This is a genomic window from Streptomyces sp. NPDC036815 (assembly GCF_055609205.1).
Genome location: NZ_JBVJPW010000006.1, coordinates 91,924 through 110,103 on the forward strand (window position 1 = coordinate 91,924; position 18,180 = coordinate 110,103).

14 protein-coding genes are annotated in these 18,180 nt (G+C 71.0%); 6 read left to right on the top strand and 8 right to left on the bottom strand.

Going from position 1 to position 18,180, the window contains the following annotated elements:
- Window positions 1-2: 2 nt before the first annotated feature.
- The 4 genes from ACZ69I_RS15350 to ACZ69I_RS15365 all read right to left on the bottom strand — a co-directional run bounded on the left by ACZ69I_RS15350 (window position 3) and on the right by ACZ69I_RS15365 (window position 4,661).
- A complete protein-coding gene (locus ACZ69I_RS15350) occupies window positions 3-1,280 on the bottom strand; it encodes a glycoside hydrolase 5 family protein (protein ID WP_470832569.1) in 1,278 nt (425 codons plus the stop codon).
- A gap of 55 nt (window positions 1,281-1,335) precedes the next feature.
- Window positions 1,336-2,157 carry a carbohydrate ABC transporter permease gene (locus ACZ69I_RS15355; protein WP_389722467.1) on the bottom strand — a complete coding sequence of 274 codons (822 nt, stop codon included), beginning with the start codon at window positions 2,155-2,157 and terminating at the stop codon, window positions 1,336-1,338.
- Between the two features lie 89 nt (window positions 2,158-2,246).
- A complete protein-coding gene (locus ACZ69I_RS15360; RefSeq protein WP_470832571.1) occupies window positions 2,247-3,230 on the bottom strand; it encodes a carbohydrate ABC transporter permease in 984 nt (327 codons plus the stop codon).
- Between the two features lie 132 nt (window positions 3,231-3,362).
- A complete protein-coding gene (locus ACZ69I_RS15365; RefSeq protein WP_470832573.1) occupies window positions 3,363-4,661 on the bottom strand; it encodes an extracellular solute-binding protein in 1,299 nt (432 codons plus the stop codon).
- 303 nt (window positions 4,662-4,964) lie between these two features.
- Between ACZ69I_RS15365 and ACZ69I_RS15370 the strand changes: the two genes are divergently transcribed.
- On the top strand, window positions 4,965-5,978 hold the full coding sequence (locus ACZ69I_RS15370) for a LacI family DNA-binding transcriptional regulator (RefSeq protein ID WP_467675253.1): 1,014 nt from the start codon (window positions 4,965-4,967) through the stop codon (window positions 5,976-5,978).
- A gap of 392 nt (window positions 5,979-6,370) precedes the next feature.
- On the opposite strand, the gene ACZ69I_RS15375 is transcribed toward ACZ69I_RS15370, so the two are convergent.
- A complete protein-coding gene (locus ACZ69I_RS15375; RefSeq protein WP_470832574.1) occupies window positions 6,371-7,936 on the bottom strand; it encodes an alpha-L-fucosidase in 1,566 nt (521 codons plus the stop codon).
- A 262-nt stretch (window positions 7,937-8,198) separates the two neighbouring features.
- On the opposite strand from ACZ69I_RS15375, the gene ACZ69I_RS15380 reads away from it, so the two are divergent.
- The gene (locus ACZ69I_RS15380) at window positions 8,199-9,929 is read left to right on the top strand and encodes a pentapeptide repeat-containing protein (RefSeq protein ID WP_470832576.1); all 1,731 of its coding nucleotides are present in this window, start codon (window positions 8,199-8,201) and stop codon (window positions 9,927-9,929) included.
- A 111-nt stretch (window positions 9,930-10,040) separates the two neighbouring features.
- On the opposite strand, the gene ACZ69I_RS15385 is transcribed toward ACZ69I_RS15380, so the two are convergent.
- Entirely contained in the window at window positions 10,041-10,214 is a 174-nt protein-coding gene (locus ACZ69I_RS15385) for a hypothetical protein (RefSeq protein ID WP_467675245.1), read from the bottom strand.
- Window positions 10,215-10,427: 213 nt separating this feature from the next.
- Here ACZ69I_RS15385 and ACZ69I_RS15390 point away from each other — a divergent pair, with 213 nt between their 5' ends.
- Window positions 10,428-11,264, top strand: coding sequence for an SDR family oxidoreductase (locus tag ACZ69I_RS15390; protein ID WP_470832578.1), 837 nt, complete (start codon window positions 10,428-10,430; stop codon window positions 11,262-11,264).
- Between the two features lie 23 nt (window positions 11,265-11,287).
- Here the strand turns inward: ACZ69I_RS15390 and ACZ69I_RS15395 are convergent, their stop codons facing one another.
- Both ACZ69I_RS15395 and ACZ69I_RS15400 read right to left on the bottom strand, forming a co-directional pair.
- Window positions 11,288-12,784 (bottom strand): SDR family NAD(P)-dependent oxidoreductase, encoded by a 1,497-nt coding sequence (locus ACZ69I_RS15395; protein WP_467675241.1) that lies wholly within the window; start codon window positions 12,782-12,784, stop codon window positions 11,288-11,290.
- A gap of 70 nt (window positions 12,785-12,854) precedes the next feature.
- The gene (locus ACZ69I_RS15400) at window positions 12,855-14,225 is read right to left on the bottom strand and encodes a wax ester/triacylglycerol synthase family O-acyltransferase (protein ID WP_470832580.1); all 1,371 of its coding nucleotides are present in this window, start codon (window positions 14,223-14,225) and stop codon (window positions 12,855-12,857) included.
- Between the two features lie 528 nt (window positions 14,226-14,753).
- Between ACZ69I_RS15400 and ACZ69I_RS15405 the strand changes: the two genes are divergently transcribed.
- The 3 genes from ACZ69I_RS15405 (at window position 14,754) to ACZ69I_RS15415 (ending at window position 18,179) form a co-directional block, all read left to right on the top strand.
- Window positions 14,754-14,981: a type A2 lantipeptide gene (locus ACZ69I_RS15405; protein WP_361728297.1), complete on the top strand. Its 228-nt coding sequence runs from the start codon at window positions 14,754-14,756 to the stop codon at window positions 14,979-14,981.
- Window positions 14,982-15,090: 109 nt separating this feature from the next.
- Entirely contained in the window at window positions 15,091-15,897 is an 807-nt protein-coding gene (locus tag ACZ69I_RS15410; protein ID WP_470832582.1) for a hypothetical protein, read from the top strand.
- Window positions 15,894-18,179 (top strand): NHLP family bacteriocin export ABC transporter peptidase/permease/ATPase subunit, encoded by a 2,286-nt coding sequence (locus ACZ69I_RS15415; RefSeq protein ID WP_470832583.1) that lies wholly within the window; start codon window positions 15,894-15,896, stop codon window positions 18,177-18,179. The genes ACZ69I_RS15410 and ACZ69I_RS15415 overlap by 4 nt, the downstream gene beginning before the upstream one ends.
- The last annotated feature ends 1 nt before the right edge of the window (window position 18,180 follow it).

Consider the following 18,180-nt stretch of genomic DNA (forward strand, 5'->3'; position numbering starts at 1 on the left):
GCCTAGCGGACCACCTCCGGCGACACGACCTCCGCGATGCCCCGCGCGGCGAGGTGCTCCGCGTCGGCCGCCCGGCTCGCGAGGACCACCGCGGGCCGCACGCCGTCCGCCACCAGGCGGGCGAACGCCTCGAAGACCGCCCCGCCGGGGGCGCACTCGGACCGCCGCGACGTGGCGTCGTCCACGACGAGCGCCGTCGTACGGGGCGCCGGCGCGTGGTCGCGGCCGCGCCACTCCTTCGCGATGCGGGCGATCGCGGCACCCGCGGGCTTGACCTGCCCGTCGTTGGTCAGCAGCCCGAGGCTGTACTCCAGGTCGGGGAAGTCCGCGAGGTCCCGCGAGACGTCGTGGGAGCACCACCACGTCACGCCCCACACGTCCCGGCAGTCGAGCGCGGCGGCGATCGTCTCCTCGGTGAAGGCGGCGGCGTGCTCGGCGGGGATCAGCGGCGCGGGCGCACCGACCTCCTGCAGCCAGACGGGCCGGCCCGGATCGAGCGCCCACGCCTTGGACAGCTCGATCATGTACGCCGCGTGGTGGCGCGTGGCCGTGCCGGTGCGCCCGTGACGCTGGGCCGTGCCGTTGAAGACCCAGGAATGCACGGCGGTCACCGCGCCGAGCCGGGCGGCCTGCGCCGGGGTGAAGGGCTGGTCGTGCTGGTACCAGGCGGCGTCGTACTCGGCGTGCAGGTGCAGCTTGCCGGGGGCGCCCTCCTCGCAGGCGGCGAGGACGGTGCGCAGCCAGGTCTCCGCCTGCTCCTCGGTGACGCGGTCGGGGTCGGGGTGCGGGCCCGCCGAGAACTGGTTGATCTCGTTGCCGATGGTCATGCCGATGAAGTGGGGCCGGTCGGCGAGGGCGGCGGCGAGCGTGCGCAGGTACGCGGCCTGCCCGGCGACCACGTCGGGGTCGGTGAAGATGTTGCGCCGGTGCCAGGTCTGGGTCCAGGCGGGCAGGAAGTCGAAGCTGGACAGATGCCCCTGGAGACCGTCGACGTTGACGTCGAGGCCGCGTTCGCCGGCCGCGTCGGCGAGCTGGACCAGCTGGTCGACGGCGCGCGGGCGGATCAGGGTCCGGTTGGGCTGGAAGTACGGCCAGATCGGGAAGACCCGAATGTGGTCGAGGCCGAGCGCGGCGATCGCGTCGAGGTCGGCGCGTACGGCGTCGAGGTCGAAGTCGAGCCAGTGGTGGAACCACCCTTGCGCCGGGGTGTAGTTGACGCCGAAGCGCGGCGCGCCCGAAGGCGCCTCGGGGGGCGGGGCGGAAGGCGTTGCGGAAGGCAAATGCTGATCCTGGTTCTGGGAGTTCGGGAAGGCGTCGCTCGGCTCTTGACGTCGCTCAGCCCTTGACCGCGCCCTCGCCGACCCCGCGGAAGAAGTACCGCTGGAGACAGGCGAAGAGGACGATCAGCGGCAGCACGGCGATGACCGTGCCCGCGGCGACGAGGCGCTCGTCGTTGGCGAACGTGCCGTGCAGGTAGTTGAGGCCGATGGTGAGCGTGAACCGGTCGGGGTCGCTGAGCACGATCAGGGGCCACAGGAAGTCGTCCCAGGCGCCCATGAAGGCGAAGATCGCGACGACCGCGAGGGTGCCCTTGACGGCGGGCAGCGCGATGCGCAGGAAGCGCTGCCAGACGTTCGCGCCGTCCACGAAGGCGGCTTCCTCGATCTCGTAGGGCACGTTGAGGAAGGCGTTGCGCATCAGCAGCACGTTGAGCGCGGAGACGCAGCCGGGCAGCAGCACACCGATGAGGGTGTTGTTCAGACCGAGTTCACGCATGGTCGTGAACTGGGCGATGATGATGCCCTCGACGGGCACCAGCATGGCCAGGATGAAGACGACCGTGGCCGCCTTGCGGCCGCGGTAGCGCAGGCGGGCCAGGGCGTAGCCCGCGAGCGTGGCGCCGACGCAGTTGGTGACGACGTTGGCGGCGGCCACCTTCAGGGAGTTGAGCGCGTAGTCCCAGACGGGGATGGTGTCGGCGACCCGCTCGTAGTTGTGGAAGGTCGGGTCGGAGGGCAGGAACTTCGGCGGGGAGCTGAAGATGTCCTCGTGCGGTCCCTTCAGGGACGTGGAGAGCTGCCAGAGGAACGGGCCGATCATCAACGCCAGTACGGCGAGCAGGAGTCCGTAGCGCAGGACGATCTCCCATACGGGCATCCGGCGGCCGTTCTCGTCGGTGACGCGCCGACGGGGCCTGGGGCGCGCGGCGCGTTCCGTGGCCGCCGGGGGGATCTGCTCGGTGGTGGTCACGCGTCCTCCTTGCGGTCCGCCCGCAGCACGAGCAGCATCAGCGCGACGGTGACGACGAAGACGACGACCGAGATCGCCGAGGCGTAGCCGACCCGTCCGGTCAGGCCGGTCCCGACGCGCTGCACCAGCATCACGAGGGTGGTGTCCTCGCCTGCCGGGCCTCCGGTGGGTCCCGCCATCAGATAGACCTCGGAGAACACCTTGAAGGCGGCGACCGAGGAGAGCGCGCCCACCAGGACCATGGTGGAGCGCACGGCGGGCACGGTGACGGTGAAGAAGCGGCGCACCGCTCCCGCGCCGTCGACCGCCGCCGCCTCGTGGAGCTCGCGCGGCACGTTGGCGAGCGCCGCGAGGTAAATGATCATGTAGTAGCCGAGGCCCTTCCAGATGGTGACGGCCATGGCGCTGAACAGCAGCAGCCACTGGTCGCTGAGGAAGCCGACCTTGCCGACGCCCACCGCTTCGAGGACCGCGTTGACCAGGCCGCGCTCGTCGAGCATCCAGACCCAGATGAGGCCCACGACGACGATCGAGGCGACCACCGGGGTGTAGAAGGCGGACCGGAAGAAGGTGATGCCGGGGATGTGCTTCTGGACGAGCATCGCGAGCAGCAGGGGCAGCAGGACGAGCGCGGGGACGACCCCGAGGACGTAGATCGTGCTGTTGCGCAGCCCGATCCAGAACATGTCGTCGTGCAGCAGCTCCGAGAAGTTGGCGAAGCCGACGTACTCGCCGGGGATCAGCGTCCGCTTGTCCGTGAAGGAGTTGTTGAGCGTGCTGATGAACGGATAGAGGATGAAGACGGCGACGATCACGAGCCCGGGGGCGGCGAACAGCCAGGGGCTGGTGGGCAGTTGGCGCCGGATGCGGGTGCCGCCCGCGCCGCGGCGGCCGCCGGCGGGCAGGCCTTTGAGCGCCGGGCCCGCGGTGCTCATGTCGGACGGGGTCGCCTTGTCGGCGGTGGGACTGGGACTCTTCATGGCTGGTGTTCCCGGGTCGTGGCTCGGCACGGCTCAGCTCGGCGCTGCGCCGGTCGGCTCGGCGTTCGGCTCCGCGCTCTGTGCTGTGCGCTGTGCGCTGCGGTCAGCTCCGCGCCGAGCCCTGCGTTCGGCTCAGCTCTGCTGCAGCAGTCGGTCGCAGTTCTTGACAGCGTTGTCAAGCGCGTCCTTGGGGCTCTCCTTGCCCTGCAGCGCCTTGGCGACGTTGTTGCGCAGCTCGACCTTCATCTGCTCGCTGAACATCACCGGCGTGTAGTTCACCGCGGTCTTGATGGACTTCGCGGCGGCGACGCGGACCCGCGTCTCCTCCTTGCCGTCCTGCTTCGTGAAGTACGGGTCGTCGAGGGAGCCCTTGGTGCTGGGGAAGATCGCGACCTTCTTGGCGAACGACATCTGGTGCTGCGCGTCGGTGACGAAGTGCGCGAAGGCGACGGCGGCCGGGGTCTGCTTGGTGCGGGCGTTCACCATCACGCCCATCACGTACATGTTGTCCTTGCCGGTACTGCTGATCTGCGGGGTGATGCCGATGTTCTTGTAGAGGTTCGGCGCGTCCTTCTTGAACTTCTCCAGGTCCAGGGCGCTGCCGGGGTTCATCGCCACGGACTCGGTGAGGAACTTCTTGCCCGTCGACTCCGGGGTCGCGGTCAGCGCCTGCCCGTCGAGCGCCTTGGCGTCGTACAACTTCTTGTACTTGGTGAGGAGTTCGATGCCCTTGGCGTCGTTGAAGGTGAAGGCGGTGCCTTCCTTGTTCATGAGCGGGACGCCGTACCGCCCGAAGTCCTCGACGGTGGGGACGTTGGCGAGCGTGGCGACCTTGCCGTCGCTCTTGTCGGCCAGCTGCAGTGCCTGGTCGAAGAGCTGGTCGTACGTCTTCGGGGGCTTGTTCTCGTCGAGGCCCGCGTTCTTGAAGAGGCGCTTGTTGTAGAAGAGCGGTCCGGTGTTGAGGTACCAGGGGAAGGCGTACGTGCCGTCCATGCCCGGTATCTGGTGGCTCTTCCAGGCGCCGGGGAGGTACTCCTTCTCGTACTTGCCCGCGGCCTTGCCGAGGTCGAGGGCGAGGCCCGCCTTGGCGAGCGGGGCGACCAGGTCGGGCGAGACGTTGACGACGTCGGGCAGGGTGCCCGCGGCGGCGTCCGCGCTGATCTTGTCGGCGTAGCCCTCGCCGGGCTGGTCGACCCAGCGCACCTCGGTGCCGGGGTACTTCTTCTCGAACTCGTCGACCAGGCCCTCGAAGTACGGCTTGAAGTTCGCCTTGAGGTTCCAGGTCTGGAAGGTGATCTTGCCTTCGATCTTCCCGGACGCGTCCTGGGAACCGCCGCCGTCATCGCCGTCGCCACAGGCGCTCAGCGGCAGCAGGACGGCGAGGACGGCGCCTGCGGCGACCGCTCTGCGGGGGTTACGGGAGATACGCACGGTGAAACGGCTCCTTTGCTCGGCCCAGCGTGAGACGGCGGTGACTGCGACCGTCCGAACCGGGCAATCCACGCCGAGGCAGACCCTGCATGGAGTTGTGGCGCAAAGTCAATGGATTCGTGGAAAAGAATTCCAAGATCGGTCGATCCTCCGGACAACACCCAGGTCAGGTAGGCAGGTTGAGAGTCTTGCGGCAGATGACTAATGCGCTTTAGGGTCGAACAGCTCAAGCGCATTAGTCTCCGTGAGCCAGGAAAGGGGCACCGGGTGCAAGGCAAGCGGTCACCGGCACGCCGGCCGACCATGAAGGACATCGCGCGTCGCGCCGGGGTCTCCGAGAGCGCCGTCTCCTTCGCGCTCAACGACCGGCCCGGCGTCTCCGACATCACCCGCGACCGGGTCCGCAGGGTCGCGGAGCAGCTGGGCTGGCGGCCCAGCACGGCGGCGCGCGCCCTGTCCGGCGAGGGTTCGGCGACGGTGGGCCTCGTGGTGGCGCGCCCGGCGGCGACGCTGGGCATCGACTCGTTCTTCCTGCAGTTGATCTCGGGCATCCAGGAGGTGCTCGCGGAGCGGCACTTGGGCCTGCTGTTCCAGGTGGTCGAGGACGTGTCCGCCGAGTGCGCGGTCTACCGCCACTGGTGGGCCGAACACCGGGTGGACGGCGTCCTGGTCGTGGACCCGCGCACGGACGACCCGCGGCCCGCCCTCCTGGACGAGCTCGGGCTCCCCGCGGTGGTGACGGGCGGCGTGCCCGACCCGGAGGCCGGGCACCCGGGCCTTTCCACGGTGTGGGCGGACGACGCGGGCGCGATGGCGTCGGTGGTCGGCCATCTGCACGCGCTGGGGCACCGCCGGATCGTGCACGTCGCGGGCATGGAGGGGCTCGCGCACACCGAGCGCCGCATCCGCACCCTGCGCGCCGAGGCGGCGAGCCGGGGCCTTTCGGGGGTGCGTTCGGTGACGACGGACTACTCGGACGCGGAGGGCGCCGCCGCGACCCGGCGGGTCCTGGAGTCCGCCGAGCCGCCGACGGCTCTCGTGTACGACAACGACGTGATGGCCGTGGCAGGCGTCGCCGCCGCGAGCTCCCTGGGCTTCACGATCCCGGGCGACGTCTCGGTCGTCGCCTGGGAGGACTCGGCGCTCTGCCGGATGGTGCATCCGTGGCTGACGGCCCTGTCCCGGGACACGGTGTCGTTCGGCCGCACGGCGGCCCGCGAGCTCCTCGCCCTCCTCGACGACGGTCCGGCCGCCACGGTCCAGGTGCCGTTGCCGCGGCTCATCGAACGGGAGAGCACGGGGCCGGTCAGGAGCTGAGCGCAGGCTCTCCCCGGCAGCCGCCCGACCCGTCAGCCGCCCGGCGCCACCGGCGGCCGCGGAAGCGCCGCCAGGATCGGCAGCAGCGCCGCCTCCTCATGGTCGAGGTGCGCGGTCAACTCCGGCTCCCTCCGCGCGAGTTCGGCACGGAAGCGGACGGGCTCCGCTCTCCCGATGTCCGCCAGGAGCGTGGCCAGTTCGCCCCGGAGACGGGTGACCGTGCGGTGCTCCTCGGCCAGCCGGCCGAAGGTTGCGCGTGGCTCGGAGGGGGTGGCCCGCCATCACGGGGAAGAGGTGCGCGTCCTCACCGGTGTGGTGGAACTCCAGAGCGTCGCGGAACGCCAGGCAGTGCTGGCAGACACCCGCTCCCCCGCAGGTCAACGCGGGTTCCCTCACACCTGCGAGCGGTAGAGGCCGAACTCCGCGATCCGCACCGTGTCCCGTGACCGTGTCACGCGCAGCCGCCACCGCCGCGCCGTCACCGGAGCGGCCAGTCTCAGCACCCGGCTCGCGCCCGCCGTGTCCACCTCGGTCACGGTCCGCCAGCCGTGGCCGGTGTGGGCCTCGACGACCGCGTGCTCCAGCTGCTGCCCGTGCCGGATGTCCTCGGCGAGGCGGACGCGGTCGACCTCACGGGCCCTGCCCAGCTCCACGGTGACCGTGCCGGTGCCCCGGTCGTGCCGGGTCCGGGCGCCGCGGGCGAGGTCCCGGGGCAGTTCCCCGCGGATCCGCTCGCGGAACTCGCGCAGTCGCGCCACGTCCGCGTCCGGGAGCCGGCCGCGGCGGTCCGGCGGAATGTTCAGCAGGAGTACGGAGTTGCGCCCCACCGAGCGGAACCAGATGTCCGTCAACTCATCGACGGACTTGGGGCGTTCGTCCTCGTGGTAGAACCAGCCGGGCCTGATCGAGACGTCGCACTCGGCGGGCCACCACTGCAGGTACTGGGCGACGGGGCGCGCCTCGACGAGTGCCTCGCGGCTGCCCTGGTCGGGGGCGTCGTACTTGAGGGCGTAATCGACGCTGCCGTTGCCGGAGTCCTTGACGGGGACGACGCTCCACTCGTTCTCGCGCGCCAGGCCGCCTTCGTTGCCGACCCAGCGGATGTCGGGCCCACGCACGGCGATGACAGCGTCCGGGGCGAGCGAGCGGATCAGCGCGTACCAGCTGTCCCAGTCGTACGTCTCCACCTTGTCGGGCGGGATGCGGCCCTGCGCTCCGTCGAACCACACCTCGTCGACCGGTCCGTACTCGGTGAGCACCTCGTAGAGCTGGTTGAGCATGTGGGCGCCGTAGTCGGTGGCGTCGAGGGCGAAGGTGCGCGGATCCTTGCCCGACCGGTCGTCGCCCGGCACGAGGGTGGGGATGGTGCGGGTGGAGCGTTCGCTCCCGTTGGCGTAGACACCGTCGAGGTACTGGTTCTCGTCGGCGGGCGAGATGTAGACGCCGACCCTGATGCCGTACCGCCGCAGCGAATCGGCGAAGGAGCGCAGCACATCTCCTTTCCCGCCGCGCCAACTGCTGCTCGCCACCGTGTGGTCGGTGTACCGCGAGGGGTAGAGCACGAAGCCGTCGTGGTGTTTGACGGTGAGGACGGCGAGCTTGAAGCCGCCGTCGCGCAGGGCTCGCGCCCACTGGTCGGTGTCGAGTTCCGTCGGCTGGAACACGTCCGGGTCCTCGTCACCGGTGCCCCATTCGAGGCCGGTGAAGGTGTTGACGCCGAAGTGCAGGAACGCGGTCTGTTCCAGCTTCTGCCAGGCGATCTGGCGGGCGGTGGGGCGGACGCGGGAAGCCTTGGCCACGAGGGTCTCGGGTGTGTCCCCGGGGCCGATGCGGATGCGGTGGGGCGGCTCCGCGCCGTCGTGCGGGCGGCGGACCGCGGCCACGGCGAGCGAGGTGCTCGACGCGGCGAGGGCCGTGGTGATGGCGGCGGCCATGAAGAGGCGTCTGCTGACGGTCATGGGGTGCCGATCTCCTTCGGGGACGGGAAGAGGAGCGGAGCGGCGGCGAGAAGCGAACACACGGCGGTCATGAGGTCCGATGATTCAAGCGCTGGCGCAGAGGTGTCAATGCATCGCACACCGTGGGGACTTGGACCTTTCCACAACCCCGACGCACCGCAGCCCTGCGCCGCGCTTCACCGAGCCCACCCCATCCCACCGAGCCATCGGATGAATCCCGAACGAGGCGCGGCACCGTACCGCATCCGCTATTCCTGTCCGCATGACACCTTCAGCGCTCCCCGCCGCCGCGCAAGGACCGCACTGTGACGGCGGGGGCGGATCGGCATGTCCGGGGAGGACCGTCGCCCCGCACCGGGCATGTCTGGCGCATCTCGCGCCGGAGCACACACGGGACTACTTCGCGGGCCTGAGTCCCGGCGCCGACATCGACCACCGCGGCACCGCCATGAACGCCGACCTCCTGACCCGGCTGCTCAGGTCCGTGCGCGACCCGGCCACCGGAAGGCCGAGGATCGGCACCGCCCGGTTCGAAGGCGCCGGTTTTGTCGACACCGCCGATTTCGAGAGGACCGTTTTCACCGGGCCCGCCTACTTCGCCGGTGCCACCTTTCACAAGGAGGCGTGTTTCATCGACACGGATTTCGAGGGCTCCGCGTTCTTCGGGGACGCGAAGTTCATTGATACCTGTGACTTCACGGGGTCCGTGTTCCTCAGGTACGCGGGATTCAAAGGCGCCGAGTTCGGCGGAGAGTGGGCGAGCTTCGCCGATGCGACCTTTCACGCGACGGCGGGGTTCCTGGACGCGAGATTCGCAGGGCGACTCAACTTGACGTGCGCCTGGCTCTACGGGGATCTGGTGCTGCGCAGGGCCGAGTTCACGGGCAAGCAACTCATCGGCCCCCTCGTGTGTGCCGAGACGGTGCACTTCAATGACGCGACGTTTCACGGGCAGACGGCGCTGCTGATCGCCGCCCCGCACATCGACTGCACCGCCTCTTCCTGGGAGGCCGCCGCCACCCTCCGGGTCCGTTACGCCTCCCTCACCTTCTTCATGGCGTCCTTCGCCGCACCGCTGGCGGTGATGAAACAGCGAAGGCCATTCGGCCCGGAGGGAAACGTGCTGACGGAAGATCCCATTCGGGGAGTCACCAACGATGACGTGAGCGTCCTGTCGATCGCCGCCACCGACGCCTCGCTGCTGCGCCTCGTCAATGTCGACCTGTCCCGGTGCGGATTCGCCGGGGCGATCAACCTGGACCAGACACGTATCGAGGGAGCCTGCCGTTTCGCCTCCACGCCCACGGGCTGGACCGGACGCCACGGGGTCGTTCCCTTTCACTGGACGCGGCGCCGGACCTTGATCGAGGAATGGCGCATACGCGACGCCCGGCCGGGCGACCAGGCGTGGGCGAGGTCACCGGTCCCGCCGCACGAACAGCGGCGCCGCACTTTCTCGGTGCTGGCCGCCACCTACCGCGACCTGCGCAAGTCCCTGGAGGACGCGAAGGACGAACCGGGCGCCGCGGACTTCTACTACGGCGAGATGGAGATGCGCCGCCACAGTCACAGCTGGCGTGAGGCGGAACGCTGGCTGCTCCAGGCGTACTGGCTGCTGTCCGGCTACGGACTGCGCGCCTCACGGGCGCTGGGCTGGCTCGCCCTCGCGATGATGACGACCGTCCTGCTCCTCATGGGCTTCGGCATGCCCGCTTCCGCGCCCGTGCAGGAGGCTTCGGGGACCGTGCCGTCCGGCGGCGGCACCGTGACCTTCGAGATCGACAAGGGCGATCCGAAGAACCCGACCGGACACCGGTTCACGGCGAAACGCTTCGACAAGGCGCTGAGGGTCACGCTCAACTCCGTCGTCTTCCGCTCCAGCGGCCAGGACATGACCACGACCGGCGAGTACGTCGAGATGGCGTCCCGCTTCTCCGAGCCGGTCCTCCTCGGGCTCGGCGCCCTGGCGGTCCGGGGACGGCTGAAGAGGTGAGGGAACGCGCCCGCGAAGACACCCGCGCGGACACACCCGCGCCCCCGGCCTCGGGAAGAGGCCGGGGGCGCGTGGCGAAGCCGGCCGGGAGAACCTCGGACCGGTATGGGGTCAGTCGATGCCCGGGAGGATGTGCGGCTCGGCGAGGTCGTCCTCGTAACCGGCCAGACGGATGGGGGCCGCCTTGGCCCACGCCTCCAGGTTGCGGAGCTTCGCGGGCCTGCCGGCCCGTTCACCGCCGCCGTCGGCCGGTCGCTTCTCGTGCTTCGTCAGATCGGGTGTCACCGCGCACTCCTCTGTGTCGCGTAACGGAAGGTCAGGGCAGTTCGGTCGCGGTGGCGCCGTTCTCTGGCGGGACCGCGGCCGTGATTACCGGCCTGTCCCCGGGCGACCGAGGGAGGCTTGTGGCTCCCTGATGGGTACCCGTTCGCCCTAGGTTAACCAAATGAGCAGTCCCTCGCTCGATGGGGCTCCAAAGGTAGGGGTTGATTCCGGACAATGGCGGACCAGGCGGGGCACGAAAGGGAGCAGTCGGCAGTGGCATTGGTGACCGGCGGCTCCCGTGGGATCGGATTCGCCGTGGCCGAGGCACTCGGGGCGGCGGACCATCGGCTCGTCGTCACCGCGCGTGACGCCGAGGGGGTGCGGGCCGCCGTGGACGCACTGCGCGCGACTGGCGTGAAAGCGGTCGGCCGCGCGGGCGACGTCGCCGACCCCGCGCACCTCGAAGCCTGCGTGGACCTCGCGATGCGGGAGTTCGGCCGGATCGACGTCCTCGTGCACAACGCCGCGACGAACGCGCCCTACGGTCCGCTGATGGACGCCGATCCCGAGACGTGGCGCACCGCCTTCGCCGTCAACGTCGACGCGGCCCTGCGCCTGACCCAACTCGCCTGGCGGGCCTGGCTGGCGGAGCACGGCGGCGCGGTCGTCACCATCTGCACGGAGGGCGCCGAGCACGTGGGCCCGAACGTCGGCGCGTACGGCACGAGCAAGGCCGCGCTGCTGCACCTCACCCGTCAGCTCGCGGGCGAACTCGCCCCGGCCGTGCGGGTCAACTCCGTCTCCCCCGGCCTCGTCCGCACCGAGATGGCCCGTTTCGTCTGGGCGGGGTCGCAGGAGCAGGTGGCGGCGGGGCTCCCGCTCGGCCGCATCGGGGAGCCCGCCGACGTGGCGCGGGCGGTGGCCTGGCTGGTCTCGGACGCCGCCCGCTGGATCACCGGCGCCGACCTGCTGGTCGACGGGGGTACGCGGGTGCGTGCGGCGTCCACGGCGAAGGGCCCGTCGTACGCGGTGCACGAGCGCCTGCGTACGACGGGCCCCGACAGCCGGTGATCACCGGATGCGGCCGGGGGCCGCTACCACTTGCCGGGCTCGTAGTCCTTCAGGAAGACGCCGTACACGTCGTCGCCCGACTCGCCGCGCACGACCGGGTCGTAGACGCGGGCGGCGCCGTCGATCAGGTCGAGGGGGGCGTGGAAGCCCTCCTCGGCGAGGCGCAGCTTGTCGTAGTGCGGGCGCTCGTCGGTGATCCAGCCCGTGTCGACCGAGGTCATGAGGATGCCGTCGGTCTGGAACATCTCCTGGGCGCTGGTCCGCGTCACCATGTTCATCGCGGCCTTCGCGGCGTTCGTGTTCGGGTGGCCCGCACCCTTGTAGCCGCGGCCGAAGACGCCCTCCATCGCCGAGACGTTGACGATGTGGGCGCGACCGCTCGGCGCCTTCTTCGCGGCGTCGGCCATCGACCGGCGCAACGCGCTGATCAGGATGAACGGCGAGGTGTAGTTGCACAGTTGGGTCTCGAGGAGCTCCACGGGGGAGATCTGCTCGATGGTCTGCACCCAGGTGTTGCTGTCGACGACGTCCGGCACCAGGCCGCCCGCGTCGATGGCGGTGCCGTCCAGGTGCCGGGCGACGCTGGCGTTGCCCGCGACGAGGGCGAGGTCGGCGACCTGCTGCGCGTCCAGGCCGCTGGTGCCGACGGGCAGCGCGGCCAGGCCGTCCACCGCACCGGAGTTGAAGGCGCCGATGACGGAGTGGGCGGGGAGCTCTCCGGCGGGCAGCGGCGCGCTCTCGCCGTCGACCAGGGCGGCGTAGGCGGACGGCAGGCGGCGCACGGTCTGCGTCGCGTTGTTGATCAGGATGTCCAGCGGTCCCGCCGCGGTCATCCGCTCGGCGAGCGCCACGGACTGGGCCGGGTCGCGCAGGTCGATGCCGACGACCTCCAGGCGGTGCAGCCACTCCGCCGAGTCGTCCATCGCCTTGAAGCGGCGGATGGCGTCCTTGGGGAACCGGGTCGTGATCGTCGTGTGGGCGCCGTCGCGGAGGAGGCGCAGCGCGATGTACATGCCGATCTTGGCGCGGCCGCCGGTGAGCAGGGCGCGCTTGCCGGTGAGGTCGGCGCGGGCGTCGCGCTTGGTCCGGTTCAGGCGGGCGCAGTCCGGACAGAGCTGGTGGTAGAAGTAGTCGACTTCCACGTACCGGGTCTTGCAGGTGTAGCAGGAGCGCGGGCGCTGGAGTATCCCCGCGATCCGGCCCTCCTCCGTCTGCGAGGAGGGCAGCAGGCCCTCGGTCTCGTCGTCGATGCGCTGGGCGGAGCCGGTGGCGGTGGCCTCGGTGACGGCCTTGTCGTGGGCGGTCTTGGCGGCGCGGCGCTCCTGGCGGCGGCGCTGCTTCACCGTCCGGTAGATCCCGGCCGTGGCGCGGCGCACGGCGATCGCGTCGGGGTGGTCGACGTCGAGCTTGTCGAGCTCGTCGAGCACGCTGAGGCAGACGGCGAGACGGTCCGGGTCGATACCGGGTCCGTACGCCGCGTACTCGACGGGGCCCTCATGGCCTTCGTCTGTCACCGTCATCGCCGCTGTCCTCGTGTCATTCCGTGCCACGGCGCATCTGGTCGTCCGCGGAAGCTCCAAAAGGAGGAGTTTACGTAGCGGCGGGCCCGGTCACCAAACCCGCCTGCCGCGCGCACACCGCCACGAGGCCGTCGAGCTCGTCCCGCAGGCTGCGTGCGAGCAGCTCCAGGTCGGGCACGGCGGCGGCGTCCGCGATCAGGCCGTAGTGCACCCGTCCCTTGTAGGTGGAGACGGCGACGGCGAGCGACTGCCCCTGGGCGAGCGGCGCGAAGGGGTAGACCTCGGTGAGCCGGCAGCCGCCGAGCCGCAGCCCGACGCCGGGCAGCGGGACGCTGGTGACGAGGATGTCGAAGAGCAGCCGGGCCGCCTGGGCGACGACGGGGCCGCCGATGCGGTGCCCGAGCGCCGGGACGTGCTCGGCGAGCAGCGCCACGGCGCCCGCGCCCCGCTCGGGGCCCGCCTCTTTGTTGCGGTCCATGGCGGCGCGCACGCTGCGGAGCCTGACCAGGGGGTCCTCGTGACCGACGGGGAGGCGCACCAGATATCCGGAGAGCCGGTTTCCCGGGGGCTGCGCGGTGCGCGGGCGGCGGCGTGAGACGGGGATCAGGGCGCGCGGCTCGACTCCCTCGCTGCAGTCGCCGCGTTCGTCGAGCCAGCGGCGCAGGGCGCCCGCGACCACGGCGATCAGTACGTCGTTGACGGTGCCGCCCACGGCCTTGCGCACTCGGTGCACGTCGTCCAGGTCGAGGACGACGCCCGCGGCGCGGCGGGTGCCGGTGGCGGTGGAGGTGAGCGCGGCGCAGGAGCGTACGCCCAGGGTGGCGCGGGCGAGGGAGGTGCCGATGCCGAGGGCCTGCCCCGCCGCGGCGGCGGTGCCCCGCAGGCGTCCCGGCAGGGTGCGGGGGTCCAGGGCGGACCACGGCGAGGGGGTGGGGGCCGGGGGCCGCTCGCGGGGGGCGGGCAGGTCGACGGGGTCGAGGAGGGCGGCGCCGAGCGTCAGCGCGCGCAGCCCGTCGGCGAGGGCGTGGTGGAACTTGAAGAGGACCGCGAAGGCCGTACCGTCCGCGCCGGGCAGTACGTGGGCCTCCCAGGGCGGTCGGCCGCGCTCCACCGGGCGGCGCATGAGCTCGCCCGCCGCGGCCTGGAAGTCCGCAACGGGCGCCGCGAGCCGTACGTGCTCCAGCGGGTCGAAGGCGGGCATCGGGACGCGTATCGCGCCGCCGACGGGCAGCCAGACGGGGCGTATCCGCGTGCGCAGGCCGGGCACGGCGGCCGCGCGGGCCGCGAGGAGCTCGGCGGCCCGGTCCGCCGCGCCGGGTCCGTCGGCCTCGAAGACGCCGAGTGCGCCCAGATGCATGGGGTGCGCGGCGGTCTCGATGTTCCAGAAGGCCAGATCGAGAGGGACGAGCAGGTCAGAGCTCTGAACAGACGATGAAGTCACGGACTCGCTCTCGCGTCGAGGACGATGCGGGGGATGACGAACGTGAAGTCAATCGTTCCGGGCAACTACGGTCAAGTACGGTCGAGTTACACAGCGTTAACGACTGGCCGGGCTGCGGCGGGTCTGCCCCCCGATGTCCCCTTCGGTCACGAATGGGCCCGCCTTCAGTAAACCTGCACACCGAATGCGCAGCCCGGTCACGCTATTCGATGCGCGCTCCCCTCGAATTTCCATGCAGGGGGCATCCGGAAGGCGTTTCGGCGGCAGAGTGTCCGATTTGTTGGAAGGAATCGCATCCCGCCCCCGATTTCCTTCTGTGAATCTTGTGAAGGAGCTGCCATCACGCGGTGAACCTGCCTGCACGCAGCGGTGATGCAGCGCCGCAACCTCGACTGACGGTCACTTCGCCGATTGGATGTCCGAGCTGCGAACGTGCTTTGATCCTGACTCGCCGCGGAATTCGAATCCCCAGGTTCCGCGGAGTTGGAAACACCTATGCACCATTCATGAGAAGGGCAGTCTCACACCATGAACAACGTCCCCCAGGTCGAGACCCTCGAGATTTCCGACGCTGACCTCGACAACGTCTCCGGTGGCCTCGTCGCCGGTGTCGCGAGCAACGTCACCAGCACCGTCGACTCCATCGCCCCCGTCTCGGGCGTCGTCGGCGGCGTCGTCGGCACGGTCGAGGGTGCCACCGGTCTCAACACCGGCGCCGTCACCGGCCTGGCCTCCGGCCTGACCGCCGGTCTCTGAGCCTCCCGCTCATCGAGACGCCATGATTCGTGAGCCCCGGAACCTTAGGTTCCGGGGCTCTCGGACGCCACAGGCACCGCTGCCACAGGCACAGTAAGGGAAGCGTTCCGTGCAGTTCCGCCAGCAGGCCCTGTCCAAACTGCAGTCGCCCGAGGAACTCGACCTGCCGGTGCGCTACGCCCGCCCCCAGGGCCTGCTCGTCCTCGCCGTCACCCTCGTCGTCATGGCCGCCGCGGCCGTCTGGGCCGTGACCGGCACCGTCGACGCCACGCTCCGGGCACCCGGCATCCTCACCCACGGCCAGGGCAGTTACGTCCTGCAGAGTCCCGTCACCGGTCAGGTGACCCGCGTGGTGGCCGAGGAGGGCAAACCGGTCGCCGCGGGCGCGCCCGTGCTCAAGGTCCGTACCGAGCGCGGCGACACGTACGTGCGCGCCATCGCCGGGGGCCGCGTGAGCTCGCTCGTCGCGAGGATCGGCACGGTCGTCACCACCGGCGCCGACGTCGCGACCGTCGAACGCGTCGCGGGCGCCGACGACCCGCTCCTCGCGATGCTCTACGTACCCGCCGACAGCGCGGCCACCGTCCCCGTCGGGGCCTCGGTGGATCTCACCGTCCAGTCCGTCCCTTCCGAGGAGTACGGCACGCTGCGCGGCCGCGTGAAGGCGATCGGCCGGGCCGCGCAGACCCGGCAGAAGATCACCGGCTTCCTCGGCGACAAGGAGCTGGCCGGACAGTTCACGAAGGACGGCCCGCCCGTGGCCGTCCTCGTCCGGCTGGAGAAGTCCTCCGCCACCAAGTCCGGCTACGCGTGGTCGACCGCCGGTGGCCCGCCCTTCGCGCCCGACTCCATGACGCCGGCCGCCGGCGCCTTCCACCTCGCCGGGCAGCACCCGATCGATTGGCTGCTTCCGTGACCGCACCGCACCCCTCCCCGGCGCACCAGCAGCAACTGCCGCCGCCCGGCGGCCGCCGCAGGCAGCGTCCCGAGCCGCCGCGGCGCGGCCGCCGCAGGGCGGCGCCGCGCCCCTCGTCCAAGGGCAGACGCCCCCGCACCGTCCGTACGCCCACCGTCCTGCAGATGGAGGCCGTGGAGTGCGGCGCCGCCGCCCTCGCCATGGTCCTCGCCCACCACGGCCGGCACGTCCCCCTGGAGGAGCTGCGCATCGCGTGCGGCGTCTCCCGCGACGGCTCACGCGCCAGCAACGTCCTGAAGGCGGCCCGCAGTTACGGCCTCACGGCCAAGGGCATGCAGATGGAACCGGCCGCGCTCGCCGAGGTGAAGGCGCCCGCGATCCTCTTCTGGGAGTTCAACCACTACGTCGTGTACGACGGCACGGGGCGCCGCCTCGGCCGCCGGGGCGTGTACGTCAACGACCCCGACAAGGGCCGACGCTTCGTACCGTCGGAGGACTTCGACACCAGCTTCACCGGGGTCGTCCTGGTCCTCGAACCGGGCCCCGGCTTCCGTAGCGGCGGCCGCAGGCCCGGCGTCCTGAGGGCGATGCCCGCGCGGCTGCGCGGCACCACGGGCACGATGGTCGCCGCGCTCCTGGCCAGCCTGCTGCTCGTCGCGGTCGGCGCCGCGCTGCCCGCGCTCAGCCGGACGTACATCGACCTGTTCCTGGTCGGCCACCAGACCTCGCTCCTGGGCGCGCTGTTCGCCTCGATGGGCGCGATGGTCGCGCTCACCGTGGTGCTCACCTGGCTCCAACAGGCGAACCTGCTGCGCGGCCGCATCATCTCCTCCACCCTCGGCAGCGCCCGCTTCCTGCGCCATCTGCTGCGCCTGCCCGTCACGTTCTACGCCCAGCGCTCCCCCGCCGACCTCGTGCAGCGCCTCGCCTCCAACGACGCCGTCGCCGAGACCCTGGCCCGCGACCTCACCGCCGCCGGGGTCGACGGCATCGTCGTCCTCCTCTACGCGGCCCTGCTGTGGACCTACGATCCGCAGCTCACCCTCGTCGGCGTGGGCATCGCACTCCTGAACATCGTGGCGATGCGCGTCGTCATCCGGCTGCGCGCAACCGGCACCCAGAAGCTGCGCGCCGACAGCGCCAAGCTCACCAACACCTCGTACACCGGACTGCAGTTGATCGAGACCATGAAGGCCACCGGCGGTGAGAACGGCTACTTCCGGCGCTGGGCGGGTCAGCACGCCACCACCCTGGAGGAGCAGCAGCGCCTCGGCGTCCCGAGCGCCTGGCTCGGGGTCGTCGCCCCGACCCTCGCGACCCTCAACAGCGCGCTGATCCTGTGGATCGGCGGTCTGCGCGCGGTGGAGGGGCACCTCTCGATCGGACTCCTCGTCGCCTTCCAGGCGCTCGTGACCCGCTTCACCGCGCCGATCACCCGTCTCAACGGAGTCGCGGGCCGCATCCAGGACTTCGCCGCCGACGTCGCCCGCCTCAAGGACGTCGAGAACTTCCCCGTCGACGCGCTCTACTCCCGCTCCGAACCGGCGGCCAGCACGCGCCGCCTCACCGGCCACGTCACCCTCGACGACATCACCTTCGGCTACAGCCCCCTCGACAAGCCGCTCCTGACCGGCTTCTCGCTGTCGGTCGGGCCGGGGCAGCAGGTGGCGCTCGTCGGCGGCTCGGGCAGCGGCAAGTCGACCGTGTCCCGGCTGATCTCGGGGCTCTACAGCCCGTGGGAGGGCACGATCCGCATCGACGGGCAGCGCCTGGAGGACATCCCGCGCGGCGCGCTCTCGGCCTCCGTCTCCTTCGTGGACCAGGACGTCTTCCTCTTCGAGGGCACCATCCGCGACAACATCGCCCTGTGGGACCCCTCCATCCCCGACGACGCCGTCGTCACCGCGCTCAAGGACGCCTGCCTGTACGACGTCGTGGCCCGCAGGCCCGGCGGCATCCACGGCCGGGTCGAGCAGGACGGCCGGAACTTCTCCGGCGGGCAGCGCCAGCGCCTGGAGATCGCGCGGGCCCTGGTCCGCCGGCCGAGCATCCTCGTGCTCGACGAGGTGACCAGCGCCCTGGACGCGGAGACCGAGCAGGTCATCATCGACAACCTGCGGCGCCGCGGCTGCGCCTGCGTCGTCATCGCGCACCGCCTGAGCACCGTGCGCGACAGCGACGAGATCGTCGTGCTCGACCACGGCAAGGTCGTGGAGCGCGGGCGCCACGAACACCTCGTCGCCGCCGGTGGCCCCTACGCCGACCTGGTCAAGGAGCACTGAG